The organism is Frankia sp. CpI1-P, from assembly GCF_001421075.1.
GTDB classification, from domain to species: Bacteria; Actinomycetota; Actinomycetes; order Frankiales; family Frankiaceae; genus Frankia; species Frankia torreyi.
In genome coordinates this window covers 54,045-71,268 of sequence record NZ_LJJX01000039.1, presented here as the reverse complement: position 1 = coordinate 71,268, position 17,224 = coordinate 54,045, and the positions used below count along the sequence as shown (strand labels likewise).

Genomic DNA, 17,224 nt, shown 5'->3' with positions numbered 1-17,224 from the left:
GGACTGGGGTTTTGCGGGGGATTATGTGGAGGCGATGTGGCGGATGTTGCAGCAGGACACTCCGGATGACTATGTGGTGGCGACGGGGGTGACGCATAGTATTCGGGAGTTGTTGGATGCGGCGTTCGGGCGGGTGGGGATTTCGGACTGGTCGGGGTTGGTGCAGCAGGATCCGCGGTTTTTCCGGCCGGCGGAGGTGGATGTGCTGGTGGGTGATCCGTCGAAGGNGCGCGAGGTGTTGGGGTGGACGCCGCGNGTCGGGTTCGAGGAGTTGATCGCGATGATGGTCGACGCCGACCTGGCTCTTGAGGTGGAATCAACAGGTAAGGCGTTGACGATCAGGTGAACGCCCTTCCCCTGACGAAACGCGCGGCCGGCCACCCCGCCGCGGGTGAACCGGCCACGCGCGGGTATTCCCCGGCGCGCGCCGGGGAGGACGCCTGCGTGTGTCGTCGGGGAGGACGCTGATGAACCGCAACGCCGTCCCGCCGGGGGACCTCTCGCCCACCGTCCGGCGCGCGGCGGCGCACCGGACGAGATCCGGTCCGACCGCCCCGGATCCCGCCTCGACCGGCCCGATGGTGGTACGGCCGGAGATGAACCGCCCGCCGACCACCGGGCCGCTCCCCCGCGGCTCCGGGTCCGCCACCATCAACTCGAGCACCACCGGACCCACCGCGGTGAGCCCGCTGTCGACGGGCCCGCTGTCGACGGGCCCGCTGGCCCCGGGGGCGATGGTGGCCGGACCGGTTCCCGCCGGCGCCGGGCCGGCGGAGCGGGCCGTCCCCGCCGAGGCCGGGGACGGCTGGACGCTGCGCAAGCGGCTACGGCAGACCCGCGGCACTCGGCTGCGCGGTGCGCTGCGCGGCGCCGTCCCCCTGGCCCTCGCCGGCCTGCTTGCCAACGCCGCGAACATGGGCGTCACCCTGATCATCGCCCGGGCGATGAGCACCAGGTCCTACGGCGCGGTGGCCCAGCTCATCGCGATCTTCTTCGTCGTGTCGATGCCGGGCAGCGCGCTGCTCGTCGGGGTGGTCCGGCGGGTCACCACCTGGCAGCACAGCGGCCGGCTGCACCTCATGGCCGCCTGGGTGAACCGGGTCCGCCGGGTGGGCGTCGCGACCGTGCTCGTGGTCGCGGTGCTCGCGATCATCGGGCGGGGATACGTGGCGCGCGAGCTGTCGCTGCCCGGCCCCGGCGGCGTCGCCGAGATCATCACGGCGGGGGCCGCGTGGTGCCTGCTGTGCGTCGACCGGGGGTTGCTCCAGTGCGCCCGCCAGTACCCGGCGCTGGCCACGAACCTGCTCGTCGACGCCGTGGTGAAGACCGTGTTCACGATCGGCCTGGTGCTCGTCGGCCTCGACGAGTCCGGCGCGGCGATCGGCGTCCTGCTCGGTGTGCTCGCGGCCCTCGCCCACGTGCGGTGGACTCTGTACCGCAGCCCGGAAACGATGGGCCGCAGCCCGGAAACGATGGGCCGCAGCCTGGAGGCGCCGGGCCGCGACCGGGCCGCCCCGCCGCCCGGGCAGCCGCCCCCCGCGGCACCCACCTTGACGCCCACCCAGGCGCCGACCCGGCTGGCGGTGGAGGTCGGCGCCGCGTTGGTCGCGCTCGCGCTGCTCGGGCTGCTGCAGAACGTCGACGTGCTGCTGCAGGGCCGGCTCGCCCCGGACCGCTCGGGCTCCTACGCGGCCGTCTCCGTCGCCAGCAAGGTGATCGTGCTGGCTGCGGTGGTGNTGGCCGGGTTCCTGCTCCCGGAGGCGGCGGACCGCCGGCATCTCGGGCAGCACGCTCTGCATCAACTCGGTGCGACGATCGCGATACTCCTCGTACCGGCGATGGGGTTGCTCTTCGCCGCTCTCATCGCACCGGAGAAACTGCTTTCCCTGGCCTTCGGCCCCCGTTTCACCGACGCCTCCGGCGCGCTCCTTCCCCTGGCCGCAGCGATGACCTGTCTCGGAGCTACCGTGCTGTTCACCCATTACCTGCTCGCTCTCGGAGAGCGAGGCGTCCTGCTGGCCCTGGGCCTCGCCGCCGCGGCGACCATCCCCCTGCTGGTGTGGGCGGATGGTTCGCCGACGGCGACCNCTCGGGCCGATCTCGCCTGCCAGGCCGCGTTGGCCGTCGTCACCGGCCTGTCGGTGCTCGCCGCGGCCCGCCGGACGGCTCGGGCATGACCGCGCCGAGCAACGGCCGCAGCCCCGGTCCCGGTCCCGGCGCGACGATCCCGCCGACCCCGAAGGGTCTGATCCTGCCCCAGGTCGGCGCCGGCGCCGCGGTGCCGCCGGGAATCCTGGCCCCGCAGCTCGGTGCGCCGGGCATCGAGGACGTCCCCCGGCGCCCCTCGCTCGCCGAGCTCGTCGAGACCTCCGGGCTGCGCCGCGTGCACGTGCTCGCCTGGCGCGACCTCGACGACCCCGAGTCCGGCGGCTCGGAGCTGCACGCCGACAAGGTCGCCGAGCGCTGGGCGCAGGCGGGCATCGACGTGAGCCTGCGCACCGCGTTCGCCCCCGGCCATCCCGAGTCGGTCCGCCGCCACGGTTACTCGGTGGTGCGTAAGGCGGGGCGCTACTCGGTCTTCCCGCGCACCGCCCTGTCCGGCGCGCTGGGCCGCACCGGTCCGTGGGACGGCCTGGTGGAGATCTGGAACGGCATGCCGTTCTTCTCCCCCGTCTGGGCCCGCTGCCCGCGGGTGGTGTTCCTGCACCATGTGCACGCCGAGATGTGGCGGATGGTGCTCTCCCCGAAGCTGGCGAAGGTCGGCGAGACGGTGGAGTTCAAGGTCGCCCCGCCGCTGTACCGGCGCACGCGGATCCTGACGCTGTCCCAGTCGTCCCGACACGAGATCATCGAGCTGCTCGGCCTGCCACCGCGCAACATCTCGGTCGTGCCGCCGGGGATCGACCCGGCGTTCACCCCCGCCGGCGAGCGGTCCCCGCATCCTCTCGTCCTCGCCGTCGGCCGGCTGGTGCCGGTCAAGCGCTTCGACATCCTCATCGACGGCCTGCTGCGGGCGCACGACGAGCACCCGACGATGGAGGCGGTGATCGTCGGCGACGGCTACGAGCGGCCGGAGCTGGAGAAGAAGATCCGGGCCGCCGGGGCGGGCGCGTGGCTGCGCCTCGTCGGGCGCGTCGACGACGACGAGCTGCTCTCGCTCTACCGGCGCGCCTGGGTGCTCACCTCGGCGTCCGCCCGGGAGGGCTGGGGAATGACGATCACGGAGGCGGCGGCGTGCGGCACGCCGTCGGTGGCCACCCGCATCGCCGGGCACACCGACGCGGTCGTCGACGGTGAGACCGGCGTGTTGGTGGAGGACCCGACCGATCTGGGCAAGACACTGGCCGGCGTGCTCTCCGACGACGACCTGCGAGCCCGGCTGTCCGCCGGTGCCCTCGCCCACGCCGCGACGTTCACCTGGGCGGAGACGGCCCGCGCCACGTTCGCCGCGCTCGTGCGGGAGGCGGCCCGCCAGCGCGGGTCCGCCTCCCCCGCGGCCCGCGCCGCGGACGTGATCGGCCAGCGCCGGTGACCCTGGCGACCACCCCGGTGATCCGGTGACCCTGACCACGTCACCGTCCGGTGCCGACGGGGGTCGCCCGCCGGCGCCGGACGGCGCCGCCCAGGCCCCGTCCCCGCGCGCCGCGGACCCGGCGACCCCGGCCGGGCGACGCCCGGACCCGCGGACCGGCGGCCGGCCGGACCCGGCTGGTCGGGCCGGTGCGGCGGTGTCACGGGGCCGCCGGCTGCTGCCGACCTGGCCCACGCTGGTGCTGGCCGCCGTGGCCTACCTGCCGCTGCTGGCCACCGCGCCCGGCAAGATCGGCGCGGACACGAAGGCGTACCTCTACCTCGATCCGGGCCGGATGCTGCGCCGGGCGGTCTCCATGTGGGACCCCGCGATCGGCATGGGCACCGTCACCCACCAGAACATCGGCTATCTGTACCCGCAGGGGCTGTTCTACTGGCTGCTGGACATCGCGGGCCTGCCCGACTGGGTGGCGCAGCGGCTGTGGACCGGCTCGATCCTGTTCGGCGCGGGCGCCGGTGTGCTGTTCCTGCTGCGCTCGTTCCGCTGGCCGGACCGGTTCGCGTTCGTGGCCGCCGCCGGCTACATGCTCTCGCCCTACATCCTGGAGTACGAGGCGCGGATCTCGGCGATCCTGCTGCCCTACGCCGGGCTGGGCTGGCTGATCGGCATCACCGTGCGTGGCNTGCGGGAGGCCGAGCCGGGGCGCGCCGGCTGGCGCCCCGCGGGCTGGCGCTTCCCCGCCGCGTTCGCCCTGGTCGTCACCACGATCGGCAGCATCAACGCCTCCAGCCTCATCTTCATCCTGTTCGCGCCGCTGCTGTGGGTGCCGTTCGCCGTGTGGGGCACCCGGGAGGTCCGCCTCGGCGCCGCCGCGGGCATGTGCACCCGGGCCGTGCTGGCCGTCCTCGTCACCTCGGCGTGGTGGATCGCCGGGCTGTACACGCAGGCCGGCTACGGGCTGAACGTGCTCGCCTTCACCGAGACGATCGAGACGGTCGCCAGCAGCTCGCAGGCGTCCGAGGTGCTGCGAGGCCTGGGCAACTGGTTCTTCTACGGCCAGGACGCGCTCGGCCCCTGGATCGGGCCGGCGACCCACTACACGCACGACCTGTGGCTGATCGTCGTCAGCTTCGCGCTGCCGATCCTCGCGCTCGCGGCGGCCTCGGCGATCCGCTGGGGGCACCGCGGCTACTTCGTCGCGCTCATCCTGCTGGGCACCACGATCGCCGTCGGCGTCTACCCCTACGACGACCCCTCCCCCTGGGGTCGGCTGTTCAAGGACTTCGCGGAGGGGTCGACGGCCGGGCTCGCGCTGCGCTCGCTGCCGCGCGCGGTCCCGATGGTCGCCCTCGGCCTGTCGGTGCTGCTCGCGGGCGGCCTGGCCGCCCTGGAGGAGCGGTACGCGCTGCGCGCGGCGGCCGGGTCCGGCCCGGGCGGCGGCGGGCGTCGCGCGGGCTCCGTCGGCGGCGGCGGTGCCGCGCGAGGCTGGCGGCCTGGGGTTCCCCAGCTCGCGATGGGACTGGTGCTGGTACTCATCGCCGCGAACATGTCGCCGCTGTTCCGCGGCGAGTTCGTCGAGCCCCTGCTGAAGCGTCCCGAGCAGGTCCCCGCCTACGAGACGCAGGTCGCCAAGGCGCTCGACGCCGGCGACGACGGCTCTCGGGTGCTGGAGCTGCCTGGCGCCGACTTCTCGCACTACCGCTGGGGCAGCACCCTCGACCCGGTCACCGAGGGGCTGATGGACCGGCCGCTGGTCCTGCGCGAGCTGATCCCGTACGGCGAGGCCGGCACCGTCGACCTGGTCCGCTCGCTGGACCGGCGGATGCAGGAGGGCGTGCTGGAGACGTCCGCCGTGCCGGACCTGGCCCGGCTGATGGGCGTCGGCGACGTGATGCTGCGCAGCAACCTCGCCTACGAGCGTTACCGCACCCCGCGGCCCCGCTCGACGTGGGACCTGTTCACCTCCACCCGGCCGGCCGGCCTCGGCGCGCCGCAGACCTACGGACCGCCGGTGGCCGAGGATCCGGGGATCCCCTTCACCGACGAGATCACGCTCGGCACGAAGACCTCGGTGCCCGATCCCCCGGCGCTGGCCGTCTTCCCCGTGTCGAACACCCAGCCGATCGTGCGCACCGCCACCACCGCCCGGCCGTTGCTGGTCAGNGGCAACGGGGAGGCGCTGGTCGACGCGGCCGCCTCCGGGCTGCTCGCCGAGCCCGTCGCGTCCGGGCGGGCGATCCTCTACGCCCCCGAGCTGGCCAGCAAGCCGGGCGAGCTCGCCCAGGCCCTCGACGACGGCGCCGACCTGCTCGTCAGCGACACCAACCGGCTGCGGGCCGAGCGCTGGACGGGGGTCCGGGAGAACTTCGGCTACGTCGAGCAGCCCGGCGTCGCCCCCCTGGTGAAGGACCCGAACGACAACCGGTTGCCGCTGTTCGGTGACGAGACGACCGCCAACGAGACGACGGCGGCCCTGCACGCCCCCGGCACTCCGGCGAAGATCGCCGCGGTGACGGCGTCGGCCTACGGCAACTCCTTCGCCTACGGCCCCTGGGACCGGCCGGTGCGCGGCATCGACGGCGACATCAACACCGCCTGGCGGGTCGGCGCCTTCACCGACCCGACCGGTGAGGCGTGGCAGACGACGCTGGCCGCGCCGACCACGACCGACCACGTCCGGCTCACCCAGCCGCTGTCCGGGCCCCGCAACCGGTACATCACCCGGGCGACGCTGACGTTCGACGGCGGCTCCCCCGTCACCGTCGACCTCACCCCGTCGTCGCGCACCCAGGTCGGCCAGGTCGTCAGCTTCCCGACCCGCACGTTCCGCACGCTGCACATCCGGGTCGACGCGACGAACTACGGCCGCCAGCGCACCTACGACAACGTCTCCGCCGTCGGCTTCGCCGAGGTCGAGATCCCCGGCGCGGACGGTAAGGCGCTGACCGCCGACGAGGTGCTGCGGATGCCGAGCGACAGCCTCGACGCCGCCGGCGCCTCCTCCCTCGGCCACCGCCTGGCCCTGCAGATGTCGCGGGACCGGGCCAACCCGGCCGAGCCGTTCAAGCAGGACACCGAGGAGATCATCAGCCGGTCGTTCGCGCTGCCGACGGCGCGGACGTTCGCGCTGACCGGCACGGCGCGAATCTCCGCGTACGCCGCCGACGACCACATCGACCGCCTGCTCGGGCGGCCGTCGAACCTGCCGGTCGTGTCCTCGTCCGGCCGCCTGCCCGGTTCGCTCGCGGCCCGGTCGTCGAGCGCCTTCGACGGCGACGTCACCACCGCGTGGAGCCCCGGCATCGGCGACCCCGAGGGCGGCTGGCTCCAGGTCGCCTCGCCGGCCCCGATCACCACCTCCTCGGTGACGATGTCCATCGTCGCCGACGGCCGGCACTCGGTGCCGACCCGGATCGGGCTGGTGGTCGACGGCCGGGTCGTCGGCTCGGTGCCGGTGCCACCGGTCACCGACACCGCCCAGCGTGGTGGTACCCGCCAGGTGACCCTGACCTTCCCGGCCGTCACCGGCAGCACCTGGCGGTTCGTCGTCGACGACGTGCGGACGGTCAAGAGCATCGACCCGATCAGCCGGTCGCCGTTGTCGATGCCGGTGGGCATCGCCGAGATCGGGCTGCCGGGCCTGGCCAGCGGAGTCACCGAGGCCCCGGGCGCGGGCCAGAGCACCACCNCCACCCAGAGCGCGGGGGCCGCCTCGGCCCTGCTCCCGGCGCAGCTCCCGGGGACCTGCCGGGACGACCTGCTGAGCATCGACGGCCACCCGGTCGGCGTGCGTATCGACGGATCCACCTCCGACGCGGTGAACCGCCTCGGCCTGCGGGTGTCCACCTGCGGCGGAGCGCTCACCCTCGGCCCCGGCGAGCATGTGATCAAGACCGGGGACGGCGCCGAGCTGGGCGTGGACATCGACCGCCTCCTGCTCGCCTCGGACGCCGGCGGCGGCCCCTGGCTGGGCGCCGGCGACGCCGGCACACCCGCCACCGGCACACCCGCCACCGGCGCGGCGACGCCGACCGGCACCCCTACCGCCAGGACGGCCGGCGCGGCCGGGTTGTCGCCGCGGATCATCGTCCAGTCCTCGGACGCGACGTCGTTCACCGCGCAGGTCACGGGAGCCCAGCCGGGGACGCCCTTCTGGCTGGTGCTCGGCGAGAGCCTGTCGCGGGGGTGGAAGGCGACGGTGAACGGCGCCGACGCGGGCCAGCCGCGGCTGGTCGACGGCTACGCCAACGGCTGGCGGATCAACCCGACGGCCGCGGCGTTCACCGTGACCCTGACCTGGGCGCCGCAGCAGATCGTCCGCTACTCGCTGGTGCTGTCCGCGGTGACGGTCGTGTTCTTCCTGGCCCTGCTGCTGTTCACCACCCGCCGCGCACGCCGGCGGGCGGCGGGTGCGGTCGAGCCGGGACCGGACCTGCCGACGGTCGACCCCTGGTCGATCCGTCCGGTACGGATCGACTGGCGGACGGCGGCATACGCCGCGGTGGGGGCCGGGCTGCTCGCCACGGTCCTCGTCTCGGTGGCCGCCGGGATCGTCGTCGCCCTCGCCACCGTGATCGCGCTGCTCGCCCCGCGGGGCAGGTGGTTGACCCGGGTCGGCCCCGCGGTCTGCCTGGCGGTCAGTGCCCTGTACGTGCTGGAGGTGCAGGCCCGCCATTCGCTGCCGACGAACGGTGACTGGGTGGAGGCGTTCGGACGGGTCGCGACGATTTCGTGGCTCACGGTGCTGCTGCTGGCCACGGATCAGCTCGTCGCGGTGCTCCAGGGCGGTCGACGGGCCGCGTCCGGGCTGCCTGGGCCGTCCGGGCGGCCCCTCGCCGGGCCGAGCGGGACGGAGCCGGCCGCGGACAGCCACTGAGACGGTTGACGACGGCACGTCCCGACATGGTGGTCCCGCCACCTGTCGTCGCGGTGCTCCTGCAACAGTGTTGCAGGAGCACATTGGGCATGGTTATGGTCATGCCTGCCCGGCCGGCAGGGGACACCACCCGCGACCGGTGACGGGGCGCCACGAGGGAGATGCCATGACCACGCCCGTCGCCACCGGACCAGGACGGAACCTGCGGGCGCGGGTGAGCGGCGCGCTCGACCGACGGGAGTGGACGACCCTCGGCGCCATGGCCGCCGTCATCGTCGGCCTGCATGTGGTCGGCTGGCTCCTGCTGACCGCGGTCATCGCGCCGCACCACTACCGGTTCGGCGCCGACGGCCAGGTGTTCGGCGTCGGCCTCGGGGTCACCGCCTACACCCTCGGCCTTCGGCACGCGTTCGACGCCGACCACATCGCCGCGATCGACAACACCACCCGCAAGCTCATGACGGACGGCCGGCGGCCGCTGTCCGTCGGGTTCTTCTTCTCCCTCGGCCACTCGACGATCGTGTTCGCGCTGGCCGTCCTGTTCGGCGTCGGGGTGCGCTCGCTGGCCGGCCAGGTCTCCGACGACGGGTCGACCCTGCACGACGTCACCGGCTGGATAGGCACCACCGTCTCCGGCGGATTCCTCTACCTCATCGCCGGCATCAACCTCGCCGTGCTCGTCGNCATCGTGGCGGTGTTCCGCGACATGCGCCGCGGCCTCGTGGACGAGGCGGCGCTGGAGGAGCGGCTGAACTCCCGCGGTTTCGCGAACCGCCTCCTCGGCCGCGTCACGCGAGCGATCACCCGGCCGTGGCAGATGTATCCGCTCGGGCTGCTGTTCGGTCTGGGTTTCGACACCGCGACAGAGGTCGCGCTGCTGTTCCTCGCCGCGGGTGCCGCCGGCAGTGGGCTGCCCTGGTACGCCATCCTCGTGCTGCCGGTCCTCTTCGCCGCCGGCATGAGCCTGCTGGACACGATCGACGGGTCGTTCATGAACTTCGCCTACGGCTGGGCTTTTTCCAAGCCGGTCCGCAAGGCGTACTACAACATCACCATCACGGGTCTGTCGGTCGCGGTCGCCTTCCTCATCGGCACCGTCGAACTGCTCGGCATCCTCGCCGAGAAGGCGCACCTGTCGGGTGGTTTCTGGGACTGGGTCTCGGGACTCGACCTGAACGTCGTCGGCTATTTCATCGTCGGCCTGTTCGTCGTCACCTGGGCGGTGAGCCTGCTGGTGTGGAAGGTCGGCCGCATCGAGGAGCGGTGGGCGGCGGCGGGACCCGAGCGCGGCCAGCCCGAGCCGACGGCCTGAGCGGGTCACCGCGGCGAACCCGCCCAGGCCGGCCCCGATCCCACATACACACGGTTACCAGCGTGTCCCGCCTGCACGGGTGAGGCCGCCCGTTCGAACATCTTTTGTGGGGAAATCGCGGACCCGCTCGACACGCGGAGCCCAGCCGCATCGACACGGAGAGTAATTACGATCTTACTTGCTGCCTAGTATCCCCCTGCTAGCGACTGGCCAGGACCGACACTCGTCGATTCCGAGGACCGATTGCATCAGGCGGGGGAATGACTCGAACAGAGCAGGCAAGGCCGCCCATGGGACGCCACCGGCGGGAAACCCGGACATCGGGTCCGAGCAGGGCCCCGGCGACAGAGACAACGGCAAGAGAATTTCGGAGGACTCGTCGGCGAGGAATCCGTCGATGGCTTCTTCTCGCCGTTCTCTGCATCGCCCCGATCTTTCTTCTGGGAGGACGCATAAGCCCGGCGCTCGCGGTCTTCGAGCAGACGGGGTCCATTGAGGACGACAGCCGTCAGATCAACTACGTGAACGTATGGACCACCTGCGGCGGATGCGCGCCGCCCACGGACAACAGCAGCTACCGCTACTCGGTCGCCGCGGGAGCGACGGTCGGGATCCGGTTCACCGGCGCCCAGATCGACATCTACGGCATCCGGTCGCCGCAGGGCGGGATCATCACGGTGAGCATCGACGGGCAGGCGCCTCACACCGTCAACACCTTCGCTCCGCTGCCCACCAGGGCACTGTTCTACCGCTCGTCGGTACTCAGCGACGGGCCGCACACCGCCTTCGTCGTCAACCTCGGCCGATCCGCGGGCGGATCGACGGGCACCTGGGTCGGTTTCGACAAGGCTGATACGTTCCGCGAGGTCACTCCGCCGACCACGCCGCCGACCACGCCGCCGACGGAGCCGAACCGCTCCGGACTGCCGTGGCTGTCGGGCGTCAACGGGGATCCGATCATGGTGCCGGCCGATGTCGACGGTTTCTGCGCCAACCGGGGCAGCCCCTGCGACCTCTCCCACGTCTTCGTGAGCCGCAACAGCTGGCAGAACATGGTCGCCCCGTCCTGGGCGGAACAGAACTTCACCGGTTGGCCGGGCCGACTGGTCCTCTCCGTGCCGCCGTTCCCGGAGAACATCGGGGCCTCCCTGGAGACGTGCGCGACGGGGGCGTACGACACCTACTGGCGGCAGTTCGGCAACACCCTGAACTCGACCGGCCGGCAGAACTCCATCATCCGGATCGCCTGGGAGGGCAACGGCGACTGGTACCAGTGGTCCGGGCAGAATCCGACCGCGTACGTCAACTGCTGGCGTAAGGTCGCCGACGCCATCCGGTCGACGGCGAATCCTGATCCGCTGCTCGACTGGTCCATCAACGCCCACTACTCCCAGAACCCGCCGAGCCACAACCCGCTGGACCTCTACCCGGGTGACCAGTGGGTCGATGTGATCGGCATCGATGCCTACGACCACTACCCGCCGTCGCGCACGCTCGCGGAGTTCACCAAGCAGGCGAACGAGACCGGCGGCATCACCTGGCTGTACAACTTCGCCCGCCAGCACGGGAAGCTCTTCGGTGTCGGGGAATGGGGCGTGGTGAGCGGTCGCGACGACGACGGCGCCGGCGACAACCCGAACTACATCCAGTTCATGTGGGACTGGCTGCGGGAACGGGCCGGCAAGGGGCTGTACTACGAGAACTACTTCAACACCTGCGAGCCCCCCAACGTCGGCTCGAACCTCTATCGCCCGTTGGACACCGAGCACTGCCTGTTCCAGAACAACCAGTCCGCGGCCCGCTACAGGGACCTGTGGTAACGCGTGCGGCTGCCCGGGCCGTCCCGTCGCCCCCCGGCGACGGTCCCTCTGGTGACGGTCGCTGACGACGACTGGGTGCCGGAACCGGGGCGGGGCGGCGGGATTCCCGCCCGCCGCCCCGCCCTTCCTCGTGGCCGAGCTCGTGTTCCTTGCCCTTCCACAGCCCTTCGCGTCCGATTTGCCCTCGCGGAAGGGCCCGTGAAGTGCGGCGCGGTTCCCGGTGGCGTGGGTGGCCGCGCCGGGTCAGGGAGTCGCGGGATCGGGGTCGGGATCGAGGTCGAGGTCGAGCGAGGGGACCGGGGGTCCCGGCGGGTCGACCAACAGGGCGACGAGGCGATCCAGCTCGGCCGCCGGGTCGCCGGTCAGGCCGGTGTGGACGGGCGAGGTCTGCACGACGGTGCTGCGCGGCGCGGTCAGCCAGCGGAACCGCTCTCCGGCGGTGAGCCGCCCGGCCGGCCCCGCCTGCTCGCCGCCGCAGCAGACGGCGCGAAACGCCGCGAGATGGGCGACGACGACGGCCGGGTCGAGGTAGGGATCGAGGACGCCCAGGCGCCCCTCGTCGAGCCGGCAGCGCAGGTCCAGGTAGCGGGAGCGCTGGCAGTACAGCATCACGCCGACGTTGACGAACTCGCCCCGTTCCACTCGCGGGACGATCCGGATCATCGCGTACTCGAACAGCTCACGCATCGCGGTTCTCCACGGCCGCCNCCCCGCCGGTCCGCAGCCAGTCCCCCGCGCGCAGCCAGTCCGGCCGGCCCGCCTTGGCCGAGTCGGCCGGGCTGGCACCGCGCCGGCGGCTCGCGAGCGCGGCGGCCGCCACCCGGGCGCCCGGCGCCATCTCGGCGGCCGGATGCGCCTGCGCGAGCGCCGCGGTGACCGCGTCCCGCGTGGGCGCCCGGGCCGCGACCCGCGCCAGCAGCCAGTGGACGTAGTCGGCGCGCGGGACGTCCAGCCAGGCGTCGGGCACGCGGGCGAGAACCGCGGTCAGCAGCTCCGCGTCGATCCGCGGGGCCAGTGCGGTGTCGGCGGCGGCGAACGTCGTGGGTTGCGCGGCCACGACCGGCAGGAGCACATGGTCGGCGATGCCGGGCAGGACCCGGCCGACCGCCGCGGCCGCGCTCGCCCAGTCGTGGTGGGGGTACAGGGCGGCGCCGTGGTCGATCAACCACAGCCGACCGCCCCAGACCAGCAGGTTCGGGTTGCGCCAGGATCTGTCGACGTTGAGCGTCAGGGCGTCGAGCCAGAGCACCCGGGCGGCGATCTCGGGCGTGACGTCGAAGGCCAGTGGATCGTAGGTGATGGACCCGGGCAGGTAGTCCATGCCGAGGTTGAGCCCGGCACTGGCCCGCAGCAGATCCTGGACCTCCTGGTCCGGCTCGGTGCGGCCGAGCTCGGGGTCGACGTCGATTCCGACGAGCTCGGGCACCGCGAGCCCGAGCTCGCGGGCGAGCTCGCCGACGATCACCTCGGCGACCAGCGCCTTCGGCCCCTGCCCGGCGCCACTGAACTTGACGACCCAGGTGCCGAGATCGTCGCCCTCCATCAGGCCGGGCAGGCTCCCGCCCTCCCGCAGCGGCGTCGCATACCGCACCGCCGTGACGTGTCGCAACATCCCGCCAGTCTGCCCGAGCCGTCACTGCCCCGAGCCAACACTGCCCTGGGCCGCCCGCCTGGCTGGCGGCAGCGGGGTCGGCGGCGGGCAGCGGGGTCAGCGGACGTGGACCGGCCAGGAGCCGGCCGGCGTCGAGACGATGGCGAACAGTGGGGATCTCGCCGCCCGCCGGGCGGGTTCCGGGCGCCGGTCGGCTGCCGCGTCCCGGGTGGCTGCCGCAGCGGCGAGCCGGGCCGTCGCCCTGGTGAGGCCGGGCATGAGCAACCAGGCGTCGACGCCGGGCCCCGACTCCAGCTCCACCTGCTCCGGACGGAAGTCCCGGCCGCGTAACCCCGGATAGTCGTGCTCGACCACATCGTCAAAGAGCTCGCCGGACACCGCCAGGGCGAGATCGACACTGGGATGGCGCCGCAGCTCGGCTCGTAAGGCGGCACAGTCGCGCAGCGCGGCGACCTTCACCACCGCCCGCCCGGAAAAGCCCGATTCGTCAAGGAAGGTGATTCCCTGGTGCAGCGCCACCCGCAGGCGAACCCGTTCCGTCCGCGGCACGCCGTCGTTCAGCCGGGCGATGGCGGAACGCAATGTGTCGACGAATGCTGCGACGAACCGCCCCTCGTCGATTCCGGGCGGCAGGAAGGCGATTTCCCCGCCGCCCACGGCGGGCGGGTTCCAGTGCGCCCGGTCCAGAGCGGCGACGCGACCGAGTTCCTCGATGACGGCGCCGAGATCCCGCCGCCATCGCGGCGGCCGCAGCACGCCGGGTATCTCGCCGGCGTCCCCGTCGATCTCCATCGCGATGCACAACCGCCGGATACCCGGTGGCCTTTCACTCACGCTGAACCTCCACGGGTCGGAGCCGGGGGAGTTTCAGTGTCACCAGGAACGAGGACGGCCGCCCCGTATTCTCACGGGTTTGCGGCGAGCCGCAGCGCGTCGAGATCCTGGATCACCACGGCCCGGTAGCCGGTGGCGAGGACGCCTCGCTGGCGCAGGTCCCGGAGCACCTTGTGGACCGTCGGCTCAGCGGCACCCACGAGGGCGGCGAGCTCCGGCTGGGTGAGCGAGACCCCGACGGAACGGCGCCCATCCGGCGACGAGCCGCCGTAGGCCCGCTCCAGCTCCAGGATCACCCGCGCCACCCGCACCGCGACCGAGCAGCCGCCGAACTCGACCCGCCGCCGGGTTGCCGAGCGCAGTTTCGCCGCGATCGTGCTGCTCAGTACCTGGTGCACGTCGGGCTGGCGGCGCAGGAACGCGACGAAGGCGTCCGCCCGAACGACCTTCGCCAGCACGGCGCCGGCCGCGGTCACAGTCGCGACCCGCGGTTCGGAATCGAGCCCGGCGAGCTCACCGACGAGGTCACCCCCGTGCCGGATCGCGAGCAGGGCGAACCCGCCGTTCTCGGTGGCGGCGGTGACCTTCACCCAGCCGTTGAGCAGCAGAACGACGAAGTTCGTGCGGTCGCCCTCGTGCATGACGACCTCTTCGCTCGCGTATTCACGATACGAACCGAGCCGCAGAATCTCCGCGCGACTTTCCGCCGCCATCCGACCGAGGACGCTTGCCGCCGGCCATTCCATCCGGCGCGGCCGCGGATCCCGGTCGGACCCGCCTCCCGTCGGTTCAGGCTCCTGCCACACGACGCCCCCTCGCCCATGCCAGCACGGCCGGTCAGCGACGGCACGGACCCCACGCACACCGCGTATGCGCGCGCACCGCCGGCATCACGCCCCGGCGACCGTTCGCGGGAGAGTCGTCACCGGACCCCCGGTCCCGTCATCCGGATGCTGATCCAGCATACCGAGACAATTATCCGAACGAGCCATTCCGGGAACGCAAGGGTGCAGATCGTCCGAATTGCGCAAATACGGTCCGGGCAGGATCACGCCACCGGCCGGACCGCGAGCGATCTCAGCCGCGGTGCGGCATGAGCGCGCCGGCCGGGATGACGCCGAGCTTGCCGGCCTGGAAGTCCTCGACGGCCTGGATCAGTTCCGCCCGGGTGTTCATGACGAACGGCCCGTACGCCTCGACGTGCTCGCGAATCGGACGCCCGCCCAGGAGCAGGACCTCCAGTGCCGGCGTCGTCGNGTCCTGCCGGGCGTCGGCCGCCACCGTCACCAGATCCCCGGCACCGAGGACGGCGAGCTGCCCGGCCTCGATCGGCCGACCAGCCGGGCCGACCGTGCCGCGGCCGCCGAGGACGTAGGCGAGCGCGTTGAACTCCGGGTTCCAGGGGACATGCACCCGCGCCCCGGGGCTCACCGTCGCATGGACGACGGAGATCGGCGTGTGCNTCGAGCCCGGACCCCGGTGCTCGCCCACCGCGCCCGCGATGACGCGCAGCAGCGCGCCGCCGTCCGGCGAGGCGACCAGTTCTACCTGCCCGGCCTCGAGGTTCTGGTAGCGCGGCGGGGTGAACTTGTCCCGGGCCGGCAGGTTCACCCAGAGCTGGATGCCGTGGAACAGGCCCCCGCGCACGACCAGTTCCTCCGGCGGGGTCTCGATGTGNAGGATGCCTGCGCCGGCGGTCATCCACTGCGTCGCGCCGTCCGTGATGAGCCCGCCGCCGCCGTGGGAGTCCTGGTGCTGGAAGGTGCCGTCGATCATGTAGGTGACGGTCTCGAAGCCGCGGTGCGGGTGCCACGGGGTGCCCTTGGGCTCGCCGGGGCCGTAGTCGACCGCGCCCATCTCGTCCATGTGGATGAACGGGTCAAGGTCGGTGAGCCGGACGCCCGCGAAGGCGCGACGGACCGGGAACCCCTCGCCCTCGAAGCCGCTGGGCGCGGTCGTGATCGTGCGCACCGGGCGGTCGACGGCACCGAGCGCGGGCTCGGCCAGCCGGGGCAGCCGGACGGTGTCGGCGGTGACGGCGGGCATGTCGTCCTCCTGGCTGTGCTTGCGGCCGCCGGCGGGCCGGCCCGAGCGGGCCCGTCCCGGCGTCCTAGACAGTTGTATATGCAACTACCTGGCCGACACAACCACACCCCCGCCGCAATCCTTCCCGCCACGGATGTTCGCTCTGGGCGAGCAACCTCGGGAACAACGGTAGGCTAATGGGACTTCAGTCCAGGTGACTCAACTTCCTCACGTGAGGGTGGACCACATGCCACAGATCCGGGTGTTGCCCGTCCTGCCACTCGACGACGCCGTTGTTCTCCCCGGCATGGTCGTGTCCCTCGACATGTCCGACGAGCAGACCCGAGCCGCCGTGGACGCCGCCCGTGCCGACGGCTCCGGTGGCTCCGGTGGCTCCCCCGACGCCCGCGCGCCGGGGATCTCCAGCCGCGCCGCCGGCCGGCCCGCCGAGGTGCTGCTCGTGCCCCGTGTCGACGGCGAACTCGCCGAGGTCGGCGCGGTCGGGGTGATCGAGCAGGTCGGCCGGCTGCCGCGCGGCGGCTCCGCGGCGGTCGTGCGCGGCACGGCGCGAGCCCACGTCGGCGGCGAGCGGCCGGCCCCGGCCGGCCGCGGCACCGGCGTTGCCACATCCGCTGCCACGGCCGGCGATGATGCCGGCGCCGGGAGCGGCGCGGGCGTGCGGTGGGTGGACGCGGTCGTCGTCGACGACGACGCGGCCGCTCCCTTCGGCGCGCTCGACGACCCGGCCGGCACCCGCGCCGGTTCCCCGGCCGACGAGGCCGCCCGCGTGGAGAAGCTTGCCAAGGAGTACCGCGCGCTGGTCACGGACCTGTTGCGCCAGCGCGGCGCCTGGCAGGTCATCGATTCCGTGTCGGCGATCACCGATCCCGCCACGCTCGCCGACACGGCCGGCTACGCCGCCTACCTGACCACCGCGCAGAAGATCGAGCTGCTCGGCACGCCGGCGGTCGGCACCCGCCTGGAGCGGCTGCTGACCTGGACGAAGGAGCACCTGGCCGAGCTCGACGTCGCCGAGACGATCCGCCGCGACGTCCAGGAGGGCATGGATCGCCAGCAGCGCGAGTTCCTGCTGCGCCGCCAGCTCGAGGCCGTCCGCAAGGAGCTGGCCGAGCTGGACGGCCCGGACGGTGGCACCGACGGAGCGAACGGCTCGGAGCCGGCCGCCTACCGGGCCCGGGTCGAGGCCGNGGAC

Annotated in this window: 9 protein-coding genes and 11 pseudogenes; 12 read left to right on the top strand and 8 right to left on the bottom strand. The window is 72.8% G+C overall.

Annotated elements, in window-relative coordinates; genetic code table 11:
• The 11 genes and pseudogenes from FF86_RS55105 to FF86_RS22530 all read left to right on the top strand — a co-directional run.
• Positions 1–227: pseudogene (locus FF86_RS55105) on the top strand (GDP-mannose 4,6-dehydratase); the annotation flags it as partial.
• A 29-nt stretch (positions 228–256) separates the two neighbouring features.
• Positions 257–346 (top strand): hypothetical protein (locus tag FF86_RS62970; protein ID WP_255355879.1); only part of this gene is annotated, 90 nt, incomplete at its 5' end.
• 388 nt (positions 347–734) lie between these two features.
• Positions 735–1,736, top strand: a pseudogene (locus FF86_RS67740) (hypothetical protein); the annotation flags it as partial.
• Position 1,737: 1 nt separating this feature from the next.
• A pseudogene (locus tag FF86_RS55095) lies at positions 1,738–2,087 on the top strand (hypothetical protein); the annotation flags it as partial.
• 86 nt (positions 2,088–2,173) lie between these two features.
• Positions 2,174–3,532, top strand: coding sequence for a glycosyltransferase family 4 protein (locus FF86_RS22545; RefSeq protein ID WP_044886718.1), 1,359 nt, complete (start codon positions 2,174–2,176; stop codon positions 3,530–3,532).
• A gap of 25 nt (positions 3,533–3,557) precedes the next feature.
• Positions 3,558–4,214, top strand: a pseudogene (locus FF86_RS55090) (alpha-(1->3)-arabinofuranosyltransferase family protein); the annotation flags it as partial.
• A 1-nt stretch (position 4,215) separates the two neighbouring features.
• Positions 4,216–5,695, top strand: a pseudogene (locus tag FF86_RS55085) (alpha-(1->3)-arabinofuranosyltransferase family protein); the annotation flags it as partial.
• Position 5,696: 1 nt separating this feature from the next.
• Positions 5,697–7,220 (top strand): annotated as a pseudogene (locus tag FF86_RS55080) (DUF3367 domain-containing protein); the annotation flags it as partial.
• A gap of 1,354 nt (positions 7,221–8,574) precedes the next feature.
• A pseudogene (locus FF86_RS55070) lies at positions 8,575–9,091 on the top strand (HoxN/HupN/NixA family nickel/cobalt transporter); the annotation flags it as partial.
• A 1-nt stretch (position 9,092) separates the two neighbouring features.
• The coding region (locus FF86_RS55065; protein ID WP_396230010.1) for a HoxN/HupN/NixA family nickel/cobalt transporter at positions 9,093–9,720 on the top strand (628 nt) is incomplete at its 5' end.
• A 521-nt stretch (positions 9,721–10,241) separates the two neighbouring features.
• Positions 10,242–11,540 carry a glycoside hydrolase family 26 protein gene (locus FF86_RS22530; protein ID WP_236705713.1) on the top strand — a complete coding sequence of 433 codons (1,299 nt, stop codon included), beginning with the start codon at positions 10,242–10,244 and terminating at the stop codon, positions 11,538–11,540.
• Between the two features lie 243 nt (positions 11,541–11,783).
• Here the strand turns inward: FF86_RS22530 and FF86_RS22525 are convergent, their stop codons facing one another.
• From FF86_RS22525 to FF86_RS55040, 8 genes and pseudogenes are all read right to left on the bottom strand, one after another.
• Positions 11,784–12,203, bottom strand: a complete 420-nt coding sequence (locus FF86_RS22525) for a DUF3037 domain-containing protein (protein ID WP_313954369.1) — start codon at positions 12,201–12,203, stop codon at positions 11,784–11,786.
• Positions 12,204–12,248: 45 nt separating this feature from the next.
• Positions 12,249–13,152: HipA family kinase (locus tag FF86_RS55060; protein WP_242419297.1), on the bottom strand; the 904-nt coding region annotated here is incomplete at its 3' end.
• A 96-nt stretch (positions 13,153–13,248) separates the two neighbouring features.
• On the bottom strand, positions 13,249–13,986 hold the full coding sequence (locus FF86_RS22515; RefSeq protein WP_044886724.1) for a hypothetical protein: 738 nt from the start codon (positions 13,984–13,986) through the stop codon (positions 13,249–13,251).
• Positions 13,987–14,057: 71 nt separating this feature from the next.
• Positions 14,058–14,732, bottom strand: coding sequence for a Crp/Fnr family transcriptional regulator (locus FF86_RS22510; RefSeq protein WP_044886725.1), 675 nt, complete (start codon positions 14,730–14,732; stop codon positions 14,058–14,060).
• Between the two features lie 331 nt (positions 14,733–15,063).
• Positions 15,064–15,242 (bottom strand): annotated as a pseudogene (locus FF86_RS55055) (pirin-like C-terminal cupin domain-containing protein); the annotation flags it as partial.
• A 1-nt stretch (position 15,243) separates the two neighbouring features.
• Positions 15,244–15,448, bottom strand: a pseudogene (locus tag FF86_RS55050) (pirin-like C-terminal cupin domain-containing protein); the annotation flags it as partial.
• 1 nt (position 15,449) lies between these two features.
• Positions 15,450–15,663 (bottom strand): annotated as a pseudogene (locus FF86_RS55045) (pirin family protein); the annotation flags it as partial.
• A 1-nt stretch (position 15,664) separates the two neighbouring features.
• Positions 15,665–16,032 (bottom strand): pirin family protein (locus FF86_RS55040; RefSeq protein ID WP_242419296.1); only part of this gene is annotated, 368 nt, incomplete at its 3' end.
• A gap of 226 nt (positions 16,033–16,258) precedes the next feature.
• On the opposite strand from FF86_RS55040, the pseudogene FF86_RS55035 reads away from it, so the two are divergent.
• A pseudogene (locus FF86_RS55035) lies at positions 16,259–17,219 on the top strand (LON peptidase substrate-binding domain-containing protein); the annotation flags it as partial.
• Positions 17,220–17,224 lie beyond the last annotated feature (5 nt).